This window comes from Chryseobacterium sp. Bi04, from assembly GCF_918698085.1.
Classification (GTDB): Bacteria; Bacteroidota; Bacteroidia; order Flavobacteriales; family Weeksellaceae; genus Chryseobacterium.
Genome location: NZ_CAKKLP010000011.1, coordinates 125157 through 149148, shown reverse-complemented (window position 1 = coordinate 149148; position 23992 = coordinate 125157). Strand labels below are relative to the sequence as shown.

25 protein-coding genes are annotated in these 23992 nt (G+C 35.9%); 15 read left to right on the top strand and 10 right to left on the bottom strand.

Annotation, left to right across the window (positions count from 1 at the left end; translation table 11 throughout):
• Window positions 1-52: 52 nt before the first annotated feature.
• The 7 genes from LQV47_RS16735 to LQV47_RS16705 all read left to right on the top strand — a co-directional run bounded on the left by LQV47_RS16735 (window position 53) and on the right by LQV47_RS16705 (window position 4738).
• On the top strand, window positions 53-952 hold the full coding sequence (locus tag LQV47_RS16735) for a pirin family protein (protein ID WP_230038852.1): 900 nt from the start codon (window positions 53-55) through the stop codon (window positions 950-952).
• A gap of 25 nt (window positions 953-977) precedes the next feature.
• Window positions 978-1511: an NAD(P)H-dependent oxidoreductase gene (locus LQV47_RS16730; RefSeq protein ID WP_230038849.1), complete on the top strand. Its 534-nt coding sequence runs from the start codon at window positions 978-980 to the stop codon at window positions 1509-1511.
• Entirely contained in the window at window positions 1511-2089 is a 579-nt protein-coding gene (locus LQV47_RS16725) for a TMEM175 family protein (protein ID WP_230038847.1), read from the top strand. The genes LQV47_RS16730 and LQV47_RS16725 overlap by 1 nt, the downstream gene beginning before the upstream one ends.
• A gap of 1 nt (window position 2090) precedes the next feature.
• Window positions 2091-2309, top strand: coding sequence for a (4Fe-4S)-binding protein (locus LQV47_RS16720; RefSeq protein ID WP_230038845.1), 219 nt, complete (start codon window positions 2091-2093; stop codon window positions 2307-2309).
• On the top strand, window positions 2309-2704 hold the full coding sequence (locus LQV47_RS16715; protein ID WP_230038844.1) for an OsmC family protein: 396 nt from the start codon (window positions 2309-2311) through the stop codon (window positions 2702-2704). Before LQV47_RS16720 ends, LQV47_RS16715 begins: the two co-directional genes overlap by 1 nt.
• A 1-nt stretch (window position 2705) precedes the next feature.
• Window positions 2706-2993, top strand: a complete 288-nt coding sequence (locus LQV47_RS16710; protein WP_002984420.1) for a GNAT family N-acetyltransferase — start codon at window positions 2706-2708, stop codon at window positions 2991-2993.
• Window positions 2994-3178: 185 nt separating this feature from the next.
• Entirely contained in the window at window positions 3179-4738 is a 1560-nt protein-coding gene (locus LQV47_RS16705) for a sodium:solute symporter (protein WP_230038842.1), read from the top strand.
• 86 nt (window positions 4739-4824) lie between these two features.
• Here LQV47_RS16705 and LQV47_RS16700 read toward each other — a convergent pair whose 3' ends face one another.
• Together LQV47_RS16700 and LQV47_RS16695 are read right to left on the bottom strand one after the other, a co-directional pair.
• Window positions 4825-6453, bottom strand: a complete 1629-nt coding sequence (locus tag LQV47_RS16700; RefSeq protein ID WP_290368673.1) for a reprolysin-like metallopeptidase — start codon at window positions 6451-6453, stop codon at window positions 4825-4827.
• 8 nt (window positions 6454-6461) lie between these two features.
• Window positions 6462-7052, bottom strand: coding sequence for a hypothetical protein (locus LQV47_RS16695; protein ID WP_230038838.1), 591 nt, complete (start codon window positions 7050-7052; stop codon window positions 6462-6464).
• Between the two features lie 350 nt (window positions 7053-7402).
• On the opposite strand from LQV47_RS16695, the gene LQV47_RS16690 reads away from it, so the two are divergent.
• From LQV47_RS16690 to LQV47_RS16680, 3 genes are all read left to right on the top strand, one after another.
• Window positions 7403-7921 (top strand): hypothetical protein, encoded by a 519-nt coding sequence (locus tag LQV47_RS16690; RefSeq protein WP_230038836.1) that lies wholly within the window; start codon window positions 7403-7405, stop codon window positions 7919-7921.
• Between the two features lie 108 nt (window positions 7922-8029).
• On the top strand, window positions 8030-8884 hold the full coding sequence (locus LQV47_RS16685; protein ID WP_257200538.1) for a transketolase: 855 nt from the start codon (window positions 8030-8032) through the stop codon (window positions 8882-8884).
• A gap of 30 nt (window positions 8885-8914) precedes the next feature.
• A complete protein-coding gene (locus LQV47_RS16680) occupies window positions 8915-9862 on the top strand; it encodes a transketolase family protein (RefSeq protein WP_230038832.1) in 948 nt (315 codons plus the stop codon).
• A 162-nt stretch (window positions 9863-10024) separates the two neighbouring features.
• Here LQV47_RS16680 and LQV47_RS16675 read toward each other — a convergent pair whose 3' ends face one another.
• The 5 genes from LQV47_RS16675 to LQV47_RS16655 form a co-directional block, all read right to left on the bottom strand.
• Window positions 10025-11065, bottom strand: a complete 1041-nt coding sequence (locus LQV47_RS16675; RefSeq protein WP_230038830.1) for a T9SS type A sorting domain-containing protein — start codon at window positions 11063-11065, stop codon at window positions 10025-10027.
• A gap of 888 nt (window positions 11066-11953) precedes the next feature.
• A complete protein-coding gene (locus LQV47_RS16670) occupies window positions 11954-12475 on the bottom strand; it encodes a hypothetical protein (RefSeq protein WP_230038828.1) in 522 nt (173 codons plus the stop codon).
• On the bottom strand, window positions 12450-12932 hold the full coding sequence (locus tag LQV47_RS16665) for a hypothetical protein (protein ID WP_230038826.1): 483 nt from the start codon (window positions 12930-12932) through the stop codon (window positions 12450-12452). Before LQV47_RS16665 ends, LQV47_RS16670 begins: the two co-directional genes overlap by 26 nt.
• Window positions 12933-12964: 32 nt before the next feature.
• The gene (locus LQV47_RS16660; protein WP_230038824.1) at window positions 12965-13507 is read right to left on the bottom strand and encodes a DUF4375 domain-containing protein; all 543 of its coding nucleotides are present in this window, start codon (window positions 13505-13507) and stop codon (window positions 12965-12967) included.
• A gap of 43 nt (window positions 13508-13550) precedes the next feature.
• The gene (locus LQV47_RS16655) at window positions 13551-14084 is read right to left on the bottom strand and encodes a DUF4303 domain-containing protein (protein ID WP_230038822.1); all 534 of its coding nucleotides are present in this window, start codon (window positions 14082-14084) and stop codon (window positions 13551-13553) included.
• Window positions 14085-14709: 625 nt separating this feature from the next.
• Between LQV47_RS16655 and LQV47_RS16650 the strand changes: the two genes are divergently transcribed.
• From LQV47_RS16650 to gwsS, 5 genes are all read left to right on the top strand, one after another.
• Complete coding sequence (locus tag LQV47_RS16650; protein ID WP_230038820.1) at window positions 14710-14910, top strand: TIGR04139 family peptide modification target; 201 nt, start codon at window positions 14710-14712, stop codon at window positions 14908-14910.
• Between the two features lie 96 nt (window positions 14911-15006).
• Complete coding sequence (locus LQV47_RS16645) at window positions 15007-15909, top strand: hypothetical protein (RefSeq protein ID WP_230038818.1); 903 nt, start codon at window positions 15007-15009, stop codon at window positions 15907-15909.
• A complete protein-coding gene (gwsG, locus tag LQV47_RS16640) occupies window positions 15906-16808 on the top strand; it encodes a grasp-with-spasm system ATP-grasp peptide maturase (RefSeq protein ID WP_230038816.1) in 903 nt (300 codons plus the stop codon). The genes LQV47_RS16645 and gwsG overlap by 4 nt, the downstream gene beginning before the upstream one ends.
• Window positions 16809-16839: 31 nt before the next feature.
• Window positions 16840-17022 (top strand): hypothetical protein, encoded by a 183-nt coding sequence (locus LQV47_RS16635; RefSeq protein ID WP_230038814.1) that lies wholly within the window; start codon window positions 16840-16842, stop codon window positions 17020-17022.
• A complete protein-coding gene (gene gwsS, locus LQV47_RS16630) occupies window positions 17019-18092 on the top strand; it encodes a grasp-with-spasm system SPASM domain peptide maturase (protein WP_230038812.1) in 1074 nt (357 codons plus the stop codon). Before LQV47_RS16635 ends, gwsS begins: the two co-directional genes overlap by 4 nt.
• 55 nt (window positions 18093-18147) lie before the next feature.
• Here gwsS and LQV47_RS16625 read toward each other — a convergent pair whose 3' ends face one another.
• The 3 genes from LQV47_RS16625 to LQV47_RS16615 all read right to left on the bottom strand — a co-directional run bounded on the left by LQV47_RS16625 (window position 18148) and on the right by LQV47_RS16615 (window position 23989).
• Entirely contained in the window at window positions 18148-18525 is a 378-nt protein-coding gene (locus LQV47_RS16625) for a hypothetical protein (protein ID WP_230038810.1), read from the bottom strand.
• A 68-nt stretch (window positions 18526-18593) separates the two neighbouring features.
• Window positions 18594-19064, bottom strand: a complete 471-nt coding sequence (locus tag LQV47_RS16620; RefSeq protein WP_202271032.1) for an AsnC family transcriptional regulator — start codon at window positions 19062-19064, stop codon at window positions 18594-18596.
• A gap of 134 nt (window positions 19065-19198) precedes the next feature.
• Window positions 19199-23989 (bottom strand): translocation/assembly module TamB, encoded by a 4791-nt coding sequence (locus LQV47_RS16615; protein WP_230038809.1) that lies wholly within the window; start codon window positions 23987-23989, stop codon window positions 19199-19201.
• Window positions 23990-23992: the final 3 nt, after the last annotated feature.

Genomic DNA, 23992 nt, shown 5'->3' with positions numbered 1-23992 from the left:
CGCCATACAAGTATTTCAATTGAATTAAACCATAAAAAAGTATTAGTATACTATGTCAAATATTGGACTTATCATCGAAGAAAAAGCAGCAGATATTGGAAATTTCCTGGTAGGAAGACTTCTTCCTTTCCGCGAGAAAAGAGCAGTCGGTCCTTTCGTTTTTATCGACCACATGGGACCTTCGGAGCTAAAAGATTATCAAAATCTTGATGTTCCGCCCCATCCGCATATTGGATTATCAACATTAACCTATCTGCTTGAAGGATCTATTTTTCATAGAGACAGCATAGGAAGTGCTGTTGAAATAAAACCCGGTGCTGTTAATTGGATGACCGCCGGAAAAGGTGTGGTACATTCTGAAAGAACCCCCGAATATTTAAGGCACAGTGATAAAAAACTTCATGGATTTCAGATCTGGGTAGGTCTTCCAAAGCATCTCGAGCAGTCTGAGCCTACTTTTCACCATATCGAAGAAAATGATATTCCGGTTTGGGAAGAGGATGGTATTCAGTATAAACTAATTGCCGGTGAGGCATTTGGTAAAACATCTCCTGTCCCTGTACACAGCAAGCTTTTTTTCCTTGAGATTAAGACAAAAGAAGCTAAAAAAATAAGCATAGGAAAAGACCTTTATGGGGAAGCCGCCATGTATGTTCTGGATGGAACAGTAACTACGGATGGAAATTCTTATAGTTCAAAACAGCTTATGATTGCAAAAGATACAAAGCTTTGTGAATTCGAGATGAGTGAAAACGGTACGGTTTATCTCTTTGGAGGAGAACCTTTTGATGAAGAGCGTTTTATATTCTGGAATTTTGTAAACTCTGATAAAGAGATGCTGGATCAGGCTAAAGTAAACTGGAATGATCAGAATCATGAGGCATTTCCTTTGGTTCCCGGTGACGAACAGGAATACGTTCCACTTCCCAAAGCTATTTTAAACAGAAAATAAATTCATTCATCCAGCATTATAAACCATGAAAATATTAGCATTTGCAGGAAGTACTTCTTCCACTTCTATCAACAGAGAACTGGTAAAGTTTGTCTTAAAGGATTTTCAGAATGAAGAGATCAATTTTATTGACCTCAATAATTTTACCATGCCTGTTTTTTCCGTAGATCTTGAAAAGAAAGGTTTTCCGGATGAAGCGCACCAGTTTCTACAAGTGATTGAAGAATGCGATGTCATTATCTGTTCTCTTGCCGAACACAACAGATCTTACACCGCAGCATTTAAAAATGTTTTCGATTGGGCTTCAAGGATTAATGTAAAGGTATTTCAGAATAAGCCTATGCTCTTGATGAGTACTTCTCCCGGCGGTTATGGTGGCGGAAATGTAATGAATACGGCAAAGACATTTTTCCCTCAGTTTGCAGCAGATATCAAAGATACTTTCTCGCTGCCTAAATTTTATGAAAATTTCGATCTTGAAACCGGTGTTATTAATCCTGACATGCTGAATGATTTGAAAACCAAGATAGCCAATTTTAAATCCCAGCTTAAAAACTAATGAATAAAGGAAGACTGGAGGCGTTCAGTGACGGTGTTTTGGCCATCATTATTACCATTATGGTACTTGAACTGAAAGTACCGGAGGGCAGCAGCTGGTCCAGCCTCAAACCCCTTCTTCCAAAATTTTTAGCCTATGTTTTCAGTTTTATCTATGTGGGAATCTATTGGAATAACCACCATCACCTGTTTCAGACGGTAAAAAAAGTAAACGGCAGTATTCTTTGGGCTAATCTTCATCTTCTGTTCTGGCTCTCTATGATGCCTATTGCAACGGAGTGGATCGGAAATACCGGTTTTGCCAAGAATCCGGTAGCGGCATATGGTCTGGGACTTATCATGGCTGCCATTGCCTACACCATTCTGGAGCACGTCATTATCCGGTGTGAGGGAGAAAATTCAACGTTGAAAGAAGCAATACATTCGAAATATAAAGAGTATATCTCTATTATATTTTATGTTCTGGGCATCGCTACTTCATTTTTTTATCCTTATATTGCCATAGGTTTTTATTATATCGTGGCTTTCATATGGCTGATTCCGGACAGAAGAATCGAAAAAACATTAAAAGAAAATTAATATGGAAACACACGAATATCCCAACGGCGACATTACTGTCATCTGGCAGCCTCAAAAGTGTATCCACTCGGCTGTATGCGTAAAAATGCTTCCAAAAGTCTACAATCCTAAAGACAGACCGTGGATAAAAGCAGAAAACGCAACACCTGGAGAACTTAAAGAACAAATAGATCAATGCCCTTCAGGAGCATTAAGTTATAAATTCAACATACAAAAATAATGGCGGTAACGGTAAAAGCAAGTTTAGGAAAAACAAAATATTATACAGAGGTAACGGCCGGTGACAATACAATTATTACCGACGAACCTATTGATAAAGGCGGACAGAACAAAGGTTTTAATCCTCTGGAAATTCTGGCAACCTCTCTGGCAAGCTGTACAGCAGCCACTTTAAGAATGTATATCGAAAGAAAAGAATGGGAGGTGGAAAACATCAATGTAGAGGTGGAACTTGAAAATTATCCGCTGACCAAAAGAGCGATTTTCAAAAGAGACATTACCTTTGATGGAGTTCTGGATGATGAGCAGATGAAAAGACTGCACACCATTGCCGATGCCTGCCCTGTTCATAAAATACTAACCAACGATATAGAAATACTAACTAAATTCTCATAATATGATCGAAGTAAAACAAAACAACGACGAGAAACACGGAAGTTTTGAAGCTTTCATAGATGGAAGACGCGCAGGAATGATGACTTACACTTGGGCAGGAGAAGAAAGATTTATTATTGACCACACTGAAGTGGAAGAAGCCTACAACGGAAAAGGGGTAGGTAAAGAAATGCTTTTGGCAGCAGTAGATTTTGCCAGAAAGAACGGCAAGAAGATTATCCCCCTCTGCCCTTTCGCTAAAGCAAGCTTCCAGAAGAGTGAGGAATTACAAGATGTTTTAGTGAATTAATCACTATTCTCCACCCTTACCATATTAACCTTTCAGTACGTATCTGGAAGGTTTTTTATTTTCCTGTTTTAAATGCAAAACCTGCAAATATTTCATGTTATCAGTCTATAAAAATCGACTCTGAAGTAAATTCCTCATTCACGACTGATCTTTTTTATATATTTGCTGAAATTTAAAATATAAGCATGAATTCCGGAACTATCCTTTTGCTATTTGTTTTTATCTATTTCATTGGTCTTTTAGTGATTTCTTATTTCACAAGCCGAAATTCTGATAATCAGTCCTTTTTCATCGGCAATAAAAAAAGTAAATGGTGGCTCGTTGCATTTGGAATGATAGGAACCAGCTTAAGTGGGGTTACTTTTATTTCCGTTCCGGGTACCGTCGGAAAAATGACCGGTTCTGAATATATTTTCGGAGGTTTCGAATATTATATGATGGTGATTGGTTTTTTCATCGGATATTTTATTGTGGCAGCTATTCTGCTTCCATTGTATTATAAGATGAACCTTACTTCCATTTACACCTATCTCGGAAAAAGGTTTAATGTGGAAGCCCATAAAATAGGATCTATATTTTTTATCATATCCAGAGCTATAGGGGCTACTGCAAGGTTATATCTTGTAGTGAATGTTTTACAGATATTTTTACTTGAGGGGCTGGGTGTTCCTTTTTGGGTTACTGCTCTTGTGCTTTTGCTGATGGTTCTTTTATATACTTTTGAAGGCGGGGTAAAAACTATTGTGATTACGGATACATTGCAGACCTCTTTTATGATCATCAGTTTAGTGGCTTGTATTGTCTATATTTTATCCAATCTCAATTTATCATTTGGTGAGGCCTATACTATTTTGGAACAGAAAAATTATACGCATTTCATCAATTCTGATCCCAATTCCAAGACGTTTTTTCTAAAAACAATTGTAGGGGGAATTTTCATTACCATTGCTATGACCGGTCTGGATCAGGAAATGATGCAGAAAAACATCTCTGTGGATAACCTTAAGAACTCAAAGAAAAACATGCTGACCTTTGCAGGAACGCTTCTATTTGTTAATCTTGCATTCTTATTTCTGGGAGGCTTGCTTTATCTTTTTGCATTACAAAACGGAGCAGAATATGGAGTGATAAATTCTGAAACGGTGACCAATATTTTCGGATTTAAAGATGCATCAGGAAATATAAAAAATATTATGGGTGACGACCTTTTCCCGGCCTTATCACTTCAGGGATATTTCCCGATGGCCATTTCCATCATTTTTATTATTGGCTTAATTTCAGCATTATTCCCTTCAGCAGATGGAGCGTTAACAGCCGTGACAAGCTCATACTGTGTGGACCTTTTAAATCTTAATGAAGACAAAACCAAATCTGAAAAAGAAAAAAAACACCTCCGTATGAAAGTGCATTTGATTTTCACCGTGGTTTTCTTTATCCTGATCATGGTTTTCAAGACGATGAATGATAAATCGATTGTTTATCTTATTATGGAAGTTGCCGGATATACCTACGGACCACTTTTAGGTCTTTTTGCTTTCGGAATTTTCACCAAATTTAAAATATCAAAAAAATACTCCATTCTTATCGTAACTATTTTAGCTCCTGTCCTTACCTATCTGATCAATTTTGCGGTAACATCTTATACCGATTACCGGATTGGCGTAGAGCTGATTGTTCTGAATGGATTGCTGACGTTTATCGGGTTGTGGCTGGTAAAGGATAAACAGTATCTGAGAGTCGTTTAATTATAATCATTTAGCATATGAGGCTAATAAATAATAAAGGCTGTTTTACGAGTAAAACAGCCTTTATTATACACTTAATATGGTATTTATTCTTTAATCCACTTGATGGTTTTATCCATATTTTTAGTTTTAACATTAATTAAATAATCTCCTTTAGCTAAATGGGATAAATTAAAAATACCCACTTTATCATGATCCGGTTTATTATTGGGCTTACTCAATACCAATTTTCCACTTGCATCATAGATTGCCATATCATAAACATCATTTGAATTGGTAAACTTGATATTCAGAAGACCTTTGCTCGGATTAGGATATACTACAAATACATCGTTGTTTCCTTTAGTTTCGTTAACCCCTAATACCTTACTAATCGTGAAATTGATAGGGTTAATATTATAAAAGATATTTCCTTCTCCAGCAACCATAATTCTGGCTTGTGCCGTGCTCACATTAGGTATGATAACCGTTTCTGAGCCATCATTTGGTGTAGAAGCTACAATTGTAATAGGATATGTAAGACCACCGTCTGTTGAAAGTAAAATACTTATATTGGCACAGCTTACAGGAGCGGCAGTGGTATTGGCAACATCCCAGGTTATTGTTTGAGAAGTGTCACCATTCCAGTTTACAGCTGAAACAGGCGCCGTAACCAGGAACGGACCTGAATTTCCGTCAACAGTAACAGAGGCATCATCATTGGCAACTCCGCCACAACCGGCATTATTATCTCTTACAGTCAGTCTGAATTCCATAGTTCTTCCATAGGATGGTAAAATTTCTCCTTTAGTGGTAACATTATTAATCACATCTGTAATTTGTGGAAAATATCTGTAAGGAACAGTAGTAGGCATAAATGATCTGAATAAAGGAGCATTTCCGGCTGGCGCATTCCAGTTACCTGCCGGCCCCGTATCATTTTGTTCCCAGCAATAGGTAAGTCCACTATTTTCAGCATCTGTTGCGGAGCCTGTTAATTTAAACGGAGTACTCTTAGGTATGGTATAATTATTCCCGGCATTTACAATAGGAGCTGTATTGGCAGCAGGAATTGTTACCTGGCATGTTGATGACTGAACTGCTGTTGTGATAGACTGGAATGAACGGGTATGAAAAATAGGAATACTATTAGTGGCTAAATTATTTGTACTGCCACAAATACCTGCATACGCCATAATGGTGATTCCGCTTCCGGGTTCTACAGCATTACTGCCACTACGATTGCCATTACAGCTTGATGTGGTTGCGTTAAAAGTATGAGGTCCCCAAAACTGGTGTCCTACTTCGTGAGCAACATAATCAATATCATAAGGATCACCAACAGGGTTAGATTTACCTGTAATTCCGCGTGCTTTATAATCAGGATCGCATATGCCATAATAGGCTAATCCACCTCCTCCTGTACTAAATGTATGTCCTACATCATAATTAGCAGTTCCAATGATGGCATCAATTACTGTTTGGCTTTGATCAATTAATATGTCACTGTTATTATTTCCGGTAAAAGGATCTGTATTAGGGTCCGTAAAAATAATACTGGTTTCATTAGGAATTAAAACCAATCTCACAGCTACCTCCTGCTCATATACTCCATTCACTCTGTTGACCGTCGTTACAATAGCAGATAAGGTTTGAGCAACTGTAGGTGTGGCTACCCCCGTTGCAGCCATTGCATACTGATTGGTACAAGCTACAGCAAACCGGAAAACTCTAATTTGAGTCCCTACGCTTGCGGTAACGGTTTTTTGTTCGTTTTTTTTTCTAATGGAACATTCTCATCCTTTGTACCGCAGATGCCTGGCTGCTTATCGATTAAATCACTTTTTTTGTAAATGATATAATTATTAACATCATTTTTTGCATAAGGATCAATATACGCATCGCCTCCTACCACAGATTTTATCTGCGCATGGAAACCCAGTTCTGTAAAATCCAGTTTTACAGTAGCATATTGGTCATCCACTCCCTGTCCTGTGAAAGTAATAATTTGAGGAAACTTATCCGCCAATTGGGGAGCCATTACCGAAGATTTCCAGATTTTAAATTTTGCTTTCGTCCCGTCTGGCATAGGTAAGACAATAATGGGTGCTTTATCTTTAACATCATTATCTCTCAGTTCCGGGACTGAATTGAAATAGCTTTTCATTCCAGCCACATCCAGTTTATAGGTAAGAAACTTCTCAGGCTCTACGGTTCTGTTTTTAGGCTCTGCTTTAATAGACCTTTCATTGATCCCGGTAAAAAAATCCTGTGCTTTCCCCAGGGAAATGGATAAAATGAATATCCCCAGATAAAATAGTTGTTTAATTTTCATATTTATGATTTTTGATTTTGATTTCAGGAGAACTACATACAATACTCCGGACTACAAATAATTATAAAAATAATAAAATTAAAACGACTATTATATTAAAATAATAAAAAATTAATAGTTTTTCACAAAAACAACACAATAAATATGATATCACTATAAAACCAAACATGCTACAATTCTCTGCACCAAAAGGTTTCAAAATTATGTTTGCAGAAAAGAATTAATACTTATTTCCTTCGGAATTAATGATAGTAACTTCCACAGAATTGTCTATTTTGAATATCTTTTTTGAATATCTTTGCAGTGGATAATAAGAATGCAAACACCCGTGCATTAAAAAACTAAAAACTATGAAAAAATTGATTTCAATTTTCGTGTTCCTATTGACACTAAGCTCTATAAATGCTCAGGAGAATTTTGAGGTTTCTACTTTAAGAATTGGCCCATATAAGGTTTTCATGCCAAAAGCTGAGGCTGAAAAAATTTCCGGTACACAACTGAAGACTTCAGACGGGGATAAGAAAAATATCGTGAAATACAGTGGTGAATCAATCCAAATTGACATTTTCGATAATTACATTAATGAGGCTAATCCAAGCGTTCCTTCTATTTCTTATATGACGACTTCCAGTAAAAAGTTTAAAACTAAAAGTGGAATTGGAGTTGGAAGTACCAGAGATGATCTTATCAATGCTTATAGAAATTATCCTAACTTCAGTGTACATCCTGATTGGGATCAAAATGGCAAACCTATAAAAGATACCGGTTATTTTACCCTGGAAGACAGTGATGCAGGCACACAATTAAGTTTTAAATTTATTAATAATATTGTTACTGAAATTTCAGTTTACCTTAATGAGGGCTGCTAAAAACAGGGAAAATATGTAAATAAGTCAAAATCCGGGTTTTCATATCCGGATTTTTACATTTCCATAAGCCGGTAAAAAATTGTAAATTCGCGTGCAAATAAATCAGATATAATGAGTAAAAGTATTGAAGAGTTAAAATCTCTTACTACACAGATCAGAAGAGACATTTTAAGAATGGTTCATGCTGTTAATTCAGGCCACCCGGGCGGAAGTTTAGGTTGTACAGAATACTTCACAGCACTTTACGGAAAGGTGATGAACTATCATCTTCCTTTTACTATGGAAGGGAAAAATGAAGATCATTTTTATCTATCAAACGGGCATATTTCACCTGTTTTCTACTCTACTTTGGCAAGATTTGATTTCTTTCCGGTGGAAGAACTGAAGACGTTCAGAAAACTGGATTCAAGATTACAGGGGCACCCAACTACTCATGAGGGACTTCCTGGGATCAGAATCGCTTCAGGTTCTCTTGGACAGGGGCTTTCTGTGGCACTTGGTGTAGCACAGGGTAAAAAATTAGACGGAGATCAGTCTCTTGTTTATACACTTCACGGAGATGGTGAGCTTCAGGAGGGTCAAATCTGGGAAGCTTTAATGTATGCTGCGGCTAAAAAAGTAGACAACATTATCTCTACTATAGACTACAACGGACGTCAGATTGACGGGGATACAGATGATGTACTGACCTTAGGAAATCTTCATGCGAAACTGGAGGCTTTCGGATGGACGGTACTTGAGGAGAAAAACGGAAATGATCTTGAAGCAGTAATTGCTATTCTTGAGAAGGCAAAAACAGAAACAGGAAAAGGAAAGCCTGTAGTGATCATCCTTCATACTGAAATGGGTTATGGGGTAGATTATATGATGGGAAGCCACGCATGGCATGGAAAAGCTCCTAATGATGAGCAATTGGATACAGCATTCAAACAATTGTATTTAGAAGCTCCGGCAGATTACTAATATCTTAACATCTCGATTAAAAAAATAAAAATGAAATATACATATACAGAAAAAAAAGATACACGTTCAGGATTCGGAGCAGGATTAGCAGAGCTGGCTGACAAAAACCCTAATGTAGTAGCACTTTGTGCAGACCTTATCGGTTCTTTAAAAATGGAGAAATTCATTGAGAAAGCACCGGAGAGATTCTTTCAGATAGGGATTGCTGAAGCTAATATGATGGGTATTGCTGCAGGGCTTAGCATTACAGGAAAAATTCCTTTTACAGGAACTTTCGCTAACTTTTCTACTTCAAGAGTATATGACCAGATTCGTCAGTCTATCGCTTATTCTGGGAAAAATGTAAAAATCTGTGCCTCTCATGCAGGTCTTACCTTAGGGGAAGATGGTGCTACCCACCAGGTTCTGGAAGATATCGGAATGATGAAAATGCTTCCTGGTATGACGGTAATCAATCCTTGTGACTACAACCAGACAAAGGCAGCCACTATTGCTATTGCTGATTTTGAAGGTCCTGTATATTTAAGATTCGGAAGACCTACTGTTCCGGTATTCATTCCTGAAGATATGCCTTTCGAAATTGGAAAAGGGATCATGTTGCAGGAAGGTACTGATGTAACCATTGTGGCCACAGGGCACCTTGTATGGGAATCTCTTGTAGCGGCTGAAGAGCTTGAAAAAGAAGGTATTTCTTGTGAAGTGATCAATATCCACACGATTAAGCCTTTAGATGAAGAGATCATCTTAAAATCTGTTAAAAAAACAGGAAAGATTGTTACTGCTGAAGAGCACAACTATCTTGGTGGCTTAGGAGAATCTGTAGCAGGAATGCTTGCAAGACAAAGACCTACAAGACAGGAATTCGTAGCGGTAAATGATACATTCGGAGAGTCTGCAACACCTGCAGAACTGATGAAGAAGTATAAAATTGATGCTGCAGCGGTAAAAGAAGCGGTAAAAAGAATCTTAGCTAATTAAGAAAGTCTTTTCAGATTATAAAAACAAAGCCGTCTCTGTGAGGCGGCTTTGTCTTTATTCAATTAAAAATAATTATTTCAATCCAAAGCTTTTAGAGATTCTTACTCCAATTGCTTTTCCGAAGAATCTGAGCCCTATAGCTTAGATGACACCCATAAAAATTTACCTTGTCAGAATAATCTTATGTGTATAGGTTTCCTTGTCTTTTGTTTGCACAGTCAGCATATAGACTCCTCCGGGTAATGCTGCCGGCAAATCAATGGTTTTAGATCTGAATTTCGAACGAAAAACTTCTTTCCCAAAAGTATTGTTGATGAAAATATGGGCATCTGTAAAATCAATATTTCCTTCTAAAGTAATTTGTCCTGTGGTAGGATTAGGAAACAGGGTTAAGACTTTTTCTGCAGAAACAGTTTTCATTACCTTGGCAGAAGGTACCGTTACAGGCTGATAAACATTTTCCTGATAGGCATAATGGATTTTTAATTCATTTGTATAATAACGGGATCTTTTCATAATGAATATAACACCGTTATATGGGAGTGACGTCATAAATTCTATCGTCCCTTTATAAGGGTTTTGAGGGTCTATTTTTAGCCCACCAGAGATCGTTTCACCATTACTATTATTAGGGTTTGTCGTGCCAATATTAACCTCTTTATCAATTACCTGATCAATAGGTTTACCGTCACTGCTCACCCCAATTACAAGTTTAGTAGCGGTTTTAATAGTTGGGAATTGAAGACTTTGGCTAACAGGGACCCCATCAATCTCAGAAAGGGGCTGGATCAATTTAGAGAAATCAATTTCATTAGACCCAACTGCATTTTGCGGATTTTGGACTGTACAACCTGGACACAGAGCAAGATGATTTTCACTACTTGCATAGACTCTATCAAGCTGATAGGCGTAATACACCCGAAGTCCACCATTAATGTTTATTCCAGTACCCACCCTCAATAAAACCCGGTCATAAGGTTTGGCCGGTGTAAATTCTATAGTCCCTCTACTGGGATCAGCTGCTCCGACTTTAAGAATCTCATTGCTAATAGGCTTGAAATCATTATTTGCTATGTTTCCGTTATAGGTTTGTACAGAAACACCTCCCAGCAATTGCACAGACAAACCGGCTTGATTCCCGCCAATACCTATCACAACTTTCGAATACGTTTTTACCGAAGGAAAAATTAGAGTTTGCTCCATACTCGCAAACAATCCTATTGGAATATTTATGGCAGCATAACTGCTTTCATCAGGCCCAACTGCATTTTCTGGATTTTCGACGGAGCAAAGAACGCAAGGTCCATAACGTTGATTACTCTGACTGCTTACATACACTTGTTGTGCATATACTAGCGTGTTCGTAAAGAACACCAATAAGGGAAACAGTATTGCCTTTCTAAAAGTGCAACCTGCTAATAAATAAATTTTCATATTATTAAGGTTTTGGGTTTAGTTTTTTGAGTTAAATTTTAAATCAAATTCTGAGTGGAAATTTTAATAAATTAAAAAAGGCACAAACAATATAAAATTTCTGACCGTTAACGATACAGTACGTTCGTAACAAGCCTCTGTCATCTGGATGAAAATATTTGGAGTTATCTACATTTAAAACTTCTTGATAGTTACAGTTCTAATACCTACCTATTCATACATTGATAAAAAGTAACTGATGTCAAGGGCAGTATAAAATAATTTAGTTGGTATTTATTTAAAAGATTAAGTCTAAATAAGATTATTAAACGAGCCAGGTACAACCTCATTCAATCTTGGCTTTCTTATACAAATGAGAAAAAATGTAGAAAAAATATTTATTCTCATAGTTATAGTTTTTTAGCATCACATCCTAAGTAAGACAACTTACTTAATTTTAGTATATCAAATATAAAAAAATATTAATTAATAAATATCAATCATAATTTATTTTACTTGAATAAATTAAATTTAATGTTTTTGTTTTATAAAAAATTAACAATGTAAACTTTCAGTTAAAGTCATATTATAAACAAAACCCCGACTGTTTCTTTGAAACAGCCGGGGTTTATATTTGGTCATCATTGATTATTTAATCAAAGGCTTAGATATATACTATTACCGTCCTTCAGCAGTATTCATCGGAATTCCCACTGCCTGCAGTATCGGGTATAATATTTTTTCTATATACTCATCTTCCCTCCTATCGGAAGCTTTAGACCCCGAAAAATAATTACTGATCCTGTAGTTTTTTACAAACTGATTTCTTTTTTTCCCAATGGAGAAACAGTAAGATCCCGATTCTTCATTCACAAAATAGGTCATTTCATCAAAGTTCATGATCTTTCTGGAGAAATACAGCTTTCTATAAATGCATTTCTGAGATTTATCAAAAATATAGGTCACCGGAATTCTGAAAATAAGATCAAAGAGGAAGTAGATCATATAAACAGCCCATAATCCCAGGGCAATCTGAAAGGTACCCGAAGACATCTGAACCCTGTAAAAGTAAATAACAGGAAGTGCTATAACTCCAATGACAAGCCACCATACCAAAATGCGCATAAAGCTGTATTGAGGCATTATACGGATTTCGTTTCCGTCTTCCCTGAACCTATACCGGTCTATTACGTCCATCATTCAAATTATTGCTGTTCATGATATCTTCCGTCTCATTGATCATCTTCTGTATTCCTTTGTGAGAGACGGCTTGTCCTAAAGCTAATTTTTTGTCTTTTCCGTCTACCTGAAAATGGATAGAAAGAATCACGTTGATCGTAATAAATCCCATATATTTCGTCGCCACCACTTCAAAATTCGTAAAATCCTTCAGATGATAGGTTTTTGCGGGACTAAAAACGGTATGTTTTCCTGTAATAGTCTGCCGGTCCATATCAATAATAAACTTCTTTGTAAAGAAATTGATCACAATAAGGACAGCAACGGCTATTGTCACATAGGATAACCATTTTAAATCTATCCTGTAAAACAATATAGTAACGGCAAGAAAAAAGAAGGCCACAATAAAAACAAACACAGGCTGGTTTTTAAAAGTGTACTGGTTTCCTTCTTTTTTGTAGTAGTTAAGTGTATTCATAATTAATATTTCTGTTCTTTATTTGATTAAGGTTAATTTTCTCTGTCTATCTCTCGTCCCATTAGTTTTTCCAGCTTTCCAAACATATTTTCAATGCTTAGTACCTCCAGGTCTGGGTGCTTTTTAAGCCATTGAGCATTCAAATCTACTATATCCTCCTCCAGGGTGTAGAATGAATCATTTTTCAGCTTGTCTCTTGTTTTATTAGGCCCAAAATATTCGCTTTCTAAAAACTTCTGCAGCTCTCCTTCTTCCAAACTTTCTACTTTGGCACATTGCTCAAGAAATAAATCCAGATTTTTTTGAGCCTTTATTTTGTTAAGTCCATCTTTTATAATGCCGTTAAGTTCGGTTGACCATCCGGAATTCCAGACAAATTGGGAAAAATTTCCGTTTTTATATTGTGACAAATAGTAATCGATAAAGTAGCTGGTTATTGAATCTTCATGCATCTGATCCTGTTCCAAACCTTCTTCATTCAGCAGATTGATAACGGAGATATTAGAACTAATCACGTCATAAGGTTCATTGCTGTTAAAAGAGGTATCCGAAACAATTATTTTATTCAGTTTCATATTTTTATAATGTAAGGTATTTTCTAAATCTACTTATGGGATATCAGCTGCCCCAGGTATCCATCCATGCCAGGTATTCATCTTTATATTTATTGTTGTTGAGACCTGTAATGATATTTTTCAAATCTTCCGTTTCAAATTCATATTCTGAAACTGTAAAAATCAGGAATATATCTTCACCGGTAATCTGGCTAAAGAAATTATCCTTTTTAAGCTTTTTCAATACTTCAATACAGCTTGAGTACAGTTTACTTTGAAATCCTTCAAACCATCCATCATCTTCATCATGCTCATCCAGCTCTGCTCTCAGCTGAGTACATATGGCATTAAATTCCTCTTCTGCCCCATTCATTTCATATTTCCATTCAGCCGGCTCATATTTATAGTAAAGAGCATCATCATTATCTGCATTTTCAAGCATTGCAAGAGTATTGGTAGCAGGACATACAGTCATAGCACCTTCATCACTGTATAATGCAAAACTATAGATCTTCTCCGCACCATGTTGAGCATACACTTCCAAAAATGCTTTCTTTGCTGCTTTTTCTATCTGTTGTTTTAAAATTTCAAAATCCATCCTTCTTTTTTTAAAGAGCCCGTAAAATTACCCTTATCCTACTAAAGGAGCATACTAAAATACAGTAAGTCCTGTCTATTTTCCCTATTATAGACAATATGTTTTTTTAAACTTTTGTTTTTTAAAGTAAAAGCTGCGAAAATAAACTCACTAAAGTTCACATAAGTTTTAAAAACCAAAGATCTTTTTTCTAAAGTAAACTAAAGTATTTATAGCGTTTCATTCAGCTTTTGTGACTCAATTTTAATTATTTCAAACAGGATTCAGATCAGTATATTATTGTGTACAATAGAAAATAATACATGCATATCAATTTATTACACAATATATTATTATTTTATTTTTACCATTATTTTATTTTTCAAAAAGTCTGCATTATTTCATTAAAAGTATTTATTCCGTTCTTTTAAATATGTACAAATTATAGTGAAATCTACAATATAAAAAACAAATTTCATCACAATGAAGTGATGTATTTATATTTACATTTGAACCATCAACGCTGATAAATATTTTCTATCTATTAAAATTGTATGTGTACAGTACAAAGTCGATATGTAGAATAACCTATCCCTATGCCAGGGATGATATGGCAGACAATATATTAATTTAAAAAATTCAAAACATGAAAAAGCTTACAGGAATGAAGGGTAATTTCTCTTCTACAGAAAACAGAAAATTACAAAGAAAAGATTTAAAGTCGATCCACGGAGGTTATCTGAAAGCAGATTACAGCTATGTAGCAACAGACGGTGGAGCTAACTGCTATGATAAGCAGACCTGGAAAGATGGTACGTTGCAGTCTACACTGTATGTAGGCTGTTAGTTGTAAACAATGTAAACTATAGAGGTTCATTCCTCTATAGTTTTTAATACTACTGAACTTTATCGCTATTTTACTCTTTACCTAATGTACAAATCTATGAGGAAAAATACCGTCTCCTATTTTATATATACCTTAGTTATTAGCCTGTTTATTTTTTCTTCCTGTAAAAACAGAAATCTAAATTATATCACCTATTATAACAAAGTCAATGAAATTGACAGCATCTACCGATTCAAAAAAGATACACTTTCTGCGATAAAACAATATAAGAAGCTTTTCAGGAAATATCCTCCTTTAAATCAGGACCGTATCCAGGAATATGAAACTTACATCAGATTCGCTGATCAGCACCATAAAAATTTCGGTGGAAAAAAAAGCCTTTATAAACTGATTCCTTTAATTGCCCCTTATTGGCAATATAGAAAGGAAGATACCCGCTTTATACAGTTATATAAAAAATATGGTATAAACCGACAGGAAATAGATCTGGAAATAACACAATGGAAAAAAAGACTTAATAGAAAACTAATAGATTCATTCACCGTTGCATTTAAGCGTGATCAAGACAGTCGTAAAAACAGTTTGGATATCATTAAAAACGACAAAAAAAATGCTGAAATGCTGAAATGGATGTTTGAGAATGAGGGATTTCCAGGCCTGCAGAAAATAGGGATAACCAATGGTGACTTTTTTATGCCATCAGGCCCATTATTACTTCATATGGCTGATTACGATGAATATCACCCCTATTTCAAGACCAAAATATTAGAATATGTAAAATCCGGTGAATGCCCTCCGCGGGACTATGCGGCAATGATAGACCGGTATTATCTGCATATTCTTAAAAAAGATCCACCTTACTGGGTTTATATAGGAAATGGTAACTTAAAAGATTCAGCAGTTATCAATCGTAACCGAAAAAGTGTAGGGCTGCCTGGTCTTAGGCATGCACAACTTATTACCAAAGACTTTTCTAAAAAGAATAAAACGGAAAAATGATTCTGATTATTTCTCAAAATCAAGAGATCACTACAACTGAAGTTATAAAATGGCTGCTGAAAATGGGTAAGCCTTTTATTCGTGTCCATGAGGACGAAGTTTTTAAAATTAAAACAAAAGAAAAACGGATCTATCTGGAAAGTCAAAGAAACTGCTTTTTTATTGATGATATTACCAGCGTCTGGTACAGAAGAGGAGGATTGGTTTTTGAGCATTTACAGTACAAAAATGAATCCATCAATCTCAATATGAATGAATACCAGCACTGGCTGGAAGATTATGTAAGGAAGAAGTTAGAGTCTAAAAAACACATCAATAAAGAGAGTAACAGTGATATCAATAAATTACTGGTGCTGGAGCAGGCACAGAAATTTGGCTTAGACGTCCCTGCTTATTTTCTTGCAGATACTACAGACGGGGTGCAACTTGAAAGAACTATTATCAAAACCATTGGAGGCAATCCGCGGGTGGAAAACATCACCAAAGATTCCACAGGTATGATGTACACCTCAGTAGTTAAAGAATATGAAGATGCCAGCTTCTTTGTTACTTTTTTTCAAGAAAAAATTGAAAAAGATTTCGAGATCAGAAGTTTTTATCTGAACGGCACCCTATGGTCCACAGCCATCTTTTCCCAGAATGATGAGCAAACTAAAATTGATTTCAGAAAGTACAATAATCAAAAACCTAATAGAAACGTCCCTTATCAACTTCCAAAAGATGTTGAAGATAAAATTCATCCTCTGATGCAGTCTTTAGATCTCAATTGTGGCTCCCTGGATTTTATTAAAAGCGGAAATAACTATTATTTTTTAGAGGTCAATACCGTAGGACAATTCCTGGGACTGTCCGTCATATGCAATTATTCATTAGAGAAAGAAATTGCAGATTATTTATGATCCTCCTATTTAAAAAAATAATTATCCCAATATGAAAAAGAATTTTATTCCAAAAGAAAAACACCCACTACCTCTTATCTATAAAAATGTGGAGGTCGTAAAAAATAAAAAGAGAGAAAAGCCACATTTCAATATTACCATAGAATGTGAAAGATACCAAACTGATTTCTATGTAAAACTAAAACCCCATAAATCCCTGGTAAGACTGATATGAAATATTTCAACCTATTCAGCACTATTTTCATCACAAAAGGAGCTAATAGAATCCTTGTGTCAGATTTACAGAGAAACACGTCGGAACTGTATCCTCTGGAGCTGTATGAGCTTATTGAAGAATTGAAGGCTCATCCCATTGAAAATATCCTCAGCAATTACGATCATGAGTCTCAAGAGATTGTAGAGGAGTACGTAGATCTTCTATTGGAAAAAGAATATGGTTTTATCACTGAAAACGGCTGGGATCATAATTTTCCTCCATTATCTTATGAATACAGAGATTACAGTACAATTTCAAATATTTTTATAGAACTTGGAAATGTAGATATTCTGCATAAACTAAAAAATTCAATAGAAAATTTGGGAATCAGACATCTTGTTATATTCTCTACAAGCAAATTTTCTTTTGATGAATTCCTGAAAATTGATCAGCTGTTTACAAACACCCCTTTAGAAAATATTGAGATTTTCTCTCCGCATCATCACCAGCTTGATCATCATTCTCTCGAAGAGCTAAGTGACAAGGTATCCAGAATTCATAGCCTTGTATTATATAATGCTGCCTGCTCCTCTTTTAAAGTAAACAATACACTTAGGTTTACTGTCGATTTTATAAAACAGGATTTAAAGATAACTTCGTGTGGTATAGTTGATATGAAGTATTTTAACACGAATATTTCTAAAGTACTGGAAGCCATGAATCACAATTCCTGTCTTCATAAAAAGATGGGTATTGATATCAACGGCAATATTAAAAACTGTCCTTTAATGCCGGAAATCTATGGCAATATCAACCACCAGAGCCTTGAAGAGGTGTTAAAAAAGTCTGAATTTAAAAAATACTGGAACCTTACCAAAGAAAGTATAGAAACCTGTAAGGATTGCGAATTCAGGAATATCTGCACAGACTGCAGGGCATATACAGAACAGACTCATATAAACAGAGATGGACTGGACATATCAAAGCCTTTGAAGTGTGGTTATAACCCTTATTCTGCGCAATGGGAAGAATGGGCCCAAAATCCGCTAAAATCTAAAGCAATTCATAACGGATTACGGAAAGAATGATTGTTTCAGATTTTTGAATATAAATCCCGCTCACTCATTCTAGAAAAAGCAATTACTATCTGAAAAACTTCCATTTCGGGATGATAGCCAACATTCCAAATCCTGTAAAAAGGAAAAGATTGGTAACATCGGTATACAAGAAGGTAGACAGGTAATAATTATGCATAAAGAAATGCAATACCAGTAATGCCGGGAACATAAAGATTCCCACTTTTCTATAGAAGAACATCAACACGAGACCAATCATCATCAACGCATCAATGGAAAAGATAACGTAAAAGTACCATCTTGGAATTTCAAGATATTCATGCTGTAAGTATTCATCCACATCAATTCCAAGTCCCATAACCGTAAATAACATCAGGGCAGCAAATGCCAGTATAAATCCCCATCCTTTCTTCGGATCTTCATCAAAATAGCTGTATTCTTCCATGGTACAAAAATAAAGAACTTATGAGAGATTTCATAAGTTCTTTTATAATAATTCGTTTAAAATTTGAATTAGATTGAGATCGCGTTGATCAGTCTGTTTTTGTCACTTAAGTACTCTTCCATAGAGATCATACTTTCTGTTCTCATTACATCCTGAATATCATCTATCTGATAGATAATTCTTTTTGCATCTTCAGTGTTCTTAGCTCTTACTTTACAGAAAATATTATATTTTCCTGAAATAACGCTAGCTTCAATTACGTTAGGAATAATTGACAGTTCTTTCAATACTTCCTGAGTACGGTTTGATTTTGTCAAAAGTATTCCGATGAAAGCGGTGAAATGATAATCTAGTTTACCATAATCAATATTAAGAGATGATCCCAAAATAATACCTGCATCTTCCATCTTTTTCACTCTTACGTGAATTGTTCCAGCAGAAACGTCCATCTGCTTTGCAATTTCTGTAAAAGGCATTCTTGTGTTTTCTACTAAGAAATCAAGAATCTTCTTGTCTATTTCGTCCAGTTGATAGTTCATATTAGTTAAATTACAATTTCTTTAAAAAATCTATGTATTTTTTGCAAATTTATAAAAAATAATTTAACTAAAAAAATTATATCAAACATTAACAATAATTAACACGGATGATAAAAATCATTAAAATATTCAGATTATTTCCCTGCTGATTTTATAGAATCTGTTTTTATTTCACTTTTAGCCTCAGTAGATTTTTTATCTTTTTTCTTCTTTTTGAACAAAGAATTAAAGCTTTTGCTCCATACAACTCCCATTCCATAGGCTTGATTAGCAGAACCGTTGGTACTTACCATACCAATATTGGTAGGTTTTGAATATCCTCTCAGGACCAGAGTACCGTCATTTTTTTTAGAAAGATCATACTCTACAGATCCCTCTCCTGAGAGATAATTCGTCTGTGTTCCCTCAGTTTTTGTTAACGGAATACCCAAACCTGTTTTTACATTGATCCTTGGTGAAAGGGCTACACTTACTCCGGCGTTGGCTCTATCTCCAATGTTGGCATTCTGATCTCCTTTTACGTAGTTCAGGTCAATCTGGAATTCGTTACTCATTGTGTTCAGAACAGATCCCAGCTGCTTAAGAAGCATATTATATCCGGATGATTCCGCTACATCTCCAACATTAACGTCCACACCTCCTGTATTGGATACATTAAAGGTACTCAACAGCAATACTGAACCAAACTGAAGAACCTTCTCTCCTTCCTGGCTCATTTTTGCGGCTAGCGTTTCCCTTACCTGGCTGGAAACATCCATAGCAGTCACATCAAGATCTACTTTAGGATCTATCAGAGACCTGCTGATATTGGCCTGCAGCAAAATACTGATAGGCTGAAGTTTTCCAAGACTAAGATATTCCCCCGCATTAGAAACCATCCTCATATAATTGGCGGTAATATCAAGGGAAGGTTTCATAGCATCACCATCCCACCTGATACTGCTGTTCTTTTCAATCTGGAACGTTTTATTAAGAATAGCTTTCGAAACAAAAGTTCCATTATCTACTTTATAGGTTCCGTTCATCGCTATATTTCCTTGTCTGTTCATCTGGAACTTTAACGGATCAGCAATTCCTTTTACGGTAATATTTCCTACATCATCACCAATAAGTACATTTACGGTGGTTCCTTTATCTATAGCCAGGTTAAAATCGATATACATATTGGCACCGGTCTTTTTCTTTTCTTCCAACGTAATCAGTCCGTCTTTTCCTTCTTTCAGGAACCTCAGCATTTTAAACTCTTCTACATTGGATGTAGAGCTGGAGTTAAAGGTAAAGGTACTTCCGTTAAGTGCCTTCATATTAGGGGTTGTAATGCTCAATCCGGAAACAGGTCCGTCCACATAAAGATCCCCCTGACCGTAAACTCTTCCCCAGAACAGGTCAGAATCCTTCTGTGTACTGTTCAGAACCAGTAGATTATCTGCCCTCATTACCAGGTTGACCCCCATTGAAGAAATAGTTTCAAACTGAATCGCTCCGGAAATATTTCCTTTAGAATTCGATCTGCCATCATGCACCTCAATATTGTTAAGTATCGCAAGCCCTTTGGTCAGCTGAATCACAGTATCATCAAATGAATAATCTACTCCCGTGAACAATAATTTCAGCCCAAAGTCTTTTAAAGCAATATCCCCACTGTAATCAAGATTATTAAGCTTACCGTTAATTTTAAGATCTCCTGTCGCCTTTCCTCTTAAATTTCCAAAAACAGTATGGACAAACTGCTGCGTAAATGAAAGATCAAAATCCCGCATTTCTGCTGTCAGGTCAATAACCGGTGAAGCAGTATTGTTATTAACCGTACCTGTCAGATTCAGACTGTTGTTTCCAAGCACTCCTGCTGAATTTACTTTTACATCAATATCATAAACATTCAGCGAGAAACCGTTGGTGGCAGAAATGGAAATATCTCCCATATCATTGCCATTCATTTTAATATCATCAATATTAAGATCCACCAAAGGCTGTAGTGTACTTTTATCCATTTTGATCTTTACACTTCCATTAGCAAGGCCTTTTATATCCATACCATTTCCTCCGGACTGCATATCCAGAAGTTTTTCTATGGCAAAATCATTGATGTCAGCATCCACGTAAAAATCTTTAGCTGATTTAAACTGCGCTTCTTTAATAAATAAAGCACTTTTATCAGAGTATACTCTCAGATTTCGGATATCAAAATCCCCGGTTTTCTTTCTATAGGTTATAGAATGATTAAGTTCCGGGCTGGTATCTATTGCCCAGGTAACTTCATTGAATTTAACTTCAGTAGGCTCAAATCTGAAAACATAGTCTCCGGCAGCATCGGTAGACTGGTCAACGTTAATTGCATATTCCTTAAGTTTATCTTCAATTTCATCTTCAGGACTGCCATGTTTAAATACCGTTGATAAATGCAGGGTATTACTGTTTTCATTGTTGCCTTTAAGCTCAAAGTCTTTAATGACATTTTTATTATATACAACCCTATTTATTTTTGCATACAACTGCTGATTAAGATCAGCCGTATTAATTCTTACTTTAACACTATCCACCACAGCACTGTCTCTGCTGATATTTTTGCGGTCATTAATCTTATAATCAGGGTTTGATGCGGCTAAAGCCTTATCTGCATCGGTAATTTCATCTTCTTTTGTCATGATGTATTTCAAAGAAGAAGCATCCAGGTTTAAAATTAAATTATTGGAATTGCCATCATATTCTCCTTCTACTTTCGCTCCCTGAGGAAGTTTCAGATCCGGCAGAAAATAATTAATCAATCCTTGCTGTATATCGAAGTTCAGTGCAAAATTCTGCCCACGGTACAGCTTTCTTGGTGGCGGGCCTACCAGTATTTTGCCTACTCCATTTTCTACCATGCCGGCGAGATCAGCAAGACTGTATCTTCCTGATATTTTTCCTGTGGCAGCGCCCGGGGCATCTACATCAATTACTCGGCCACCTCCATCAACAAATGTTTTTACTTTGGCATTGGGGATGGTATATTTTTGGGTTGCAGTAGCAAATTGAAGATCATTGGCATTAACATCCAGGGTGAGATCATTAATAGACGACATAGACATTTTACCATCTACTTTCCCGCTTACAACCTGGCTTCCCGGCTTGTTGGTAAAATAATTCATATTCAGATAACCAACATCTGCATTGACATCCATGGCCACTTTAGAAGTGCTGAAGTCGATAAGTCCCTTAATTGTTGCCTTAGCCTGATCGTCATTTACGGTAATAAGCCCGTTATATTTTTTATGATCCAATAGCCCGTCCAGGTAGAGATTACTGATTACCTTATCCATTATCTCAATACTGGCGATCTGAGATTTAGTAGTAAGACGCATGGTATTGACATCGAAACTTTGTCCGTTAAGATCAAATTTACCAGAAATCAGCCCCACCGTTTTATTCTTAGTAATAACAGAGGTATTGAGGTCTTTCACTTCAAGATACCCTGAATATTTAGGCATCGCACTGCTATACGCTGTAAGTGATAATTTGGATATTTTAGCCTGTCCAATTCCTGTCAGTAAATTACCATTTTCCACATATACCTGCTCCGGAGTTACTTTTGCCGTTCCATTATACTTCAGTTTACCGAAATCATCAGCAAAATTCTTCATTTTTTTAGATATAAATGAAGGCATCATCGCTTTTAAATCCTTATAGGTAAAATCTGCAGCAAGGTTTTTTGTTTCAATAGCGAAATTTCCTTTCAGCAAATTATCAACTTTCATAGTTTGGGTGGCAATATTGACATCTGGATTCCTGATCAGAAAGTTTTCAAGATGAAACTTATTTAAAGGCCCTGTCATTTTTCCGGCAATATTGAATGGCTTACTGTTATCCCAGTTGGTCACAAAATAACTGATGTCATATCCGCTTACCTGGCTTCCCTGCTTAATATTCATATCCCATCTAACCCTATCAGCAAAATCAGACCATGAACCATCATGAAGGTTAAATTTGATATCGCCCTGAAGTAAGGTATGATCTGTATTTAATGTTAAATCTTTTAATGATAAAAACTGGTGGGTTAAAGAAAGTTCCGTTGAAAAAGTATCTACAATATGTGATTTTCCCCATCTTGAGGTGACAAATGACATATTGTTGATCAGTGCAGATACATTAGGGCCATTAACTTTAAGGTTCGGTGCTTTTAAATTGAATTTTGTAGCAGTAAGCCACTTTCCCTGTTCTCCCGGAGAATTCTTATTAACAATGGAAACCTTAGAATCAATGATCTGTATTCTTGAATTCAGCTCAAAAGGTTTTTTTTTAGGATCCCTTTTCTTTCCATCATCAAAAAGCTCTGTAAATCTTATAAAATTGGAAATACTGTCTCCTTTATAGGTAATTACTTTTATATCTGCATTTACAAGTGTCAGAGAATTGAAACTTAAAGAATTGCTTTTTCCTGAAATAGCATTGGCAGCAAGAGATATCCAGTCTGAATCGGCGCGAAATTCACGTGCCGTAATAAAATTTAAGCCTTTATAGTCTCTTACTTTTAATCCTTTGATGGTTACATCCCCAAAGTAATTGACATCCACACTTTCTGTGGAAAAGCCGGATTTAAAATCATTATTAACAAGCTTTAATGCCTGATCTGCTGCCCATTGTTTGGTGACCGGAAGATTAATTGCTACCAGTATTCCACCCACAACAACAATTCCCAGCCAGAAAAGAATCAAAAGAAGCTTTGCCCACCATGAATAGCTGGTCACATCTTTCATTGCCTGCTTACCGAATTCTTCAGCGGTTTCCACAGGATGATGAATAGCATCTGAAGCAAGTTCAGAGGCTTCTTTTACTGTTTCTCGAACCTTGTCCTCAACATTCTCAACAGTTTTCTGTACCTGATCCCCTAGGTTTTCAGCTACAGATTTTTTATTCTCATTCTCGTTATTATTCTCTAACTTTGCCATTAT

Bases quoted from the DNA above. Each gene is read 5' to 3' on its own strand.
- LQV47_RS16620 (WP_202271032.1), bottom strand. From the start codon at position 19,064: ATGAACTATCAACTGGACGAAATAGACAAGAAGATTCTTGATTTCTTA.
- LQV47_RS16730 (WP_230038849.1), top strand. From the start codon at position 978: ATGAAAATATTAGCATTTGCAGGAAGTACTTCTTCCACTTCTATCAAC.
- gwsS (WP_230038812.1), top strand. From the start codon at position 17,019: ATGAAATATTTCAACCTATTCAGCACTATTTTCATCACAAAAGGAGCT.
- LQV47_RS16665 (WP_230038826.1), bottom strand. From the start codon at position 12,932: ATGAATACACTTAACTACTACAAAAAAGAAGGAAACCAGTACACTTTT.
- LQV47_RS16645 (WP_230038818.1), top strand. From the start codon at position 15,007: ATGAGGAAAAATACCGTCTCCTATTTTATATATACCTTAGTTATTAGC.
- gwsG (WP_230038816.1), top strand. From the start codon at position 15,906: ATGATTCTGATTATTTCTCAAAATCAAGAGATCACTACAACTGAAGTT.
- LQV47_RS16615 (WP_230038809.1), bottom strand. From the start codon at position 23,989: ATGGCAAAGTTAGAGAATAATAACGAGAATGAGAATAAAAAATCTGTA.
- LQV47_RS16735 (WP_230038852.1), top strand. From the start codon at position 53: ATGTCAAATATTGGACTTATCATCGAAGAAAAAGCAGCAGATATTGGA.
- LQV47_RS16670 (WP_230038828.1), bottom strand. From the start codon at position 12,475: ATGATGGACGTAATAGACCGGTATAGGTTCAGGGAAGACGGAAACGAA.
- LQV47_RS16710 (WP_002984420.1), top strand. From the start codon at position 2,706: ATGATCGAAGTAAAACAAAACAACGACGAGAAACACGGAAGTTTTGAA.
- LQV47_RS16675 (WP_230038830.1), bottom strand. From the start codon at position 11,065: ATGGAGCAAACTCTAATTTTTCCTTCGGTAAAAACGTATTCGAAAGTT.
- LQV47_RS16650 (WP_230038820.1), top strand. From the start codon at position 14,710: ATGAAAAAGCTTACAGGAATGAAGGGTAATTTCTCTTCTACAGAAAAC.
- LQV47_RS16705 (WP_230038842.1), top strand. From the start codon at position 3,179: ATGAATTCCGGAACTATCCTTTTGCTATTTGTTTTTATCTATTTCATT.
- LQV47_RS16690 (WP_230038836.1), top strand. From the start codon at position 7,403: ATGAAAAAATTGATTTCAATTTTCGTGTTCCTATTGACACTAAGCTCT.
- LQV47_RS16625 (WP_230038810.1), bottom strand. From the start codon at position 18,525: ATGGAAGAATACAGCTATTTTGATGAAGATCCGAAGAAAGGATGGGGA.
- LQV47_RS16680 (WP_230038832.1), top strand. From the start codon at position 8,915: ATGAAATATACATATACAGAAAAAAAAGATACACGTTCAGGATTCGGA.
- LQV47_RS16635 (WP_230038814.1), top strand. From the start codon at position 16,840: ATGAAAAAGAATTTTATTCCAAAAGAAAAACACCCACTACCTCTTATC.
- LQV47_RS16720 (WP_230038845.1), top strand. From the start codon at position 2,091: ATGGAAACACACGAATATCCCAACGGCGACATTACTGTCATCTGGCAG.
- LQV47_RS16725 (WP_230038847.1), top strand. From the start codon at position 1,511: ATGAATAAAGGAAGACTGGAGGCGTTCAGTGACGGTGTTTTGGCCATC.
- LQV47_RS16715 (WP_230038844.1), top strand. From the start codon at position 2,309: ATGGCGGTAACGGTAAAAGCAAGTTTAGGAAAAACAAAATATTATACA.
- LQV47_RS16695 (WP_230038838.1), bottom strand. From the start codon at position 7,052: ATGAAAATTAAACAACTATTTTATCTGGGGATATTCATTTTATCCATT.
- LQV47_RS16660 (WP_230038824.1), bottom strand. From the start codon at position 13,507: ATGAAACTGAATAAAATAATTGTTTCGGATACCTCTTTTAACAGCAAT.
- LQV47_RS16655 (WP_230038822.1), bottom strand. From the start codon at position 14,084: ATGGATTTTGAAATTTTAAAACAACAGATAGAAAAAGCAGCAAAGAAA.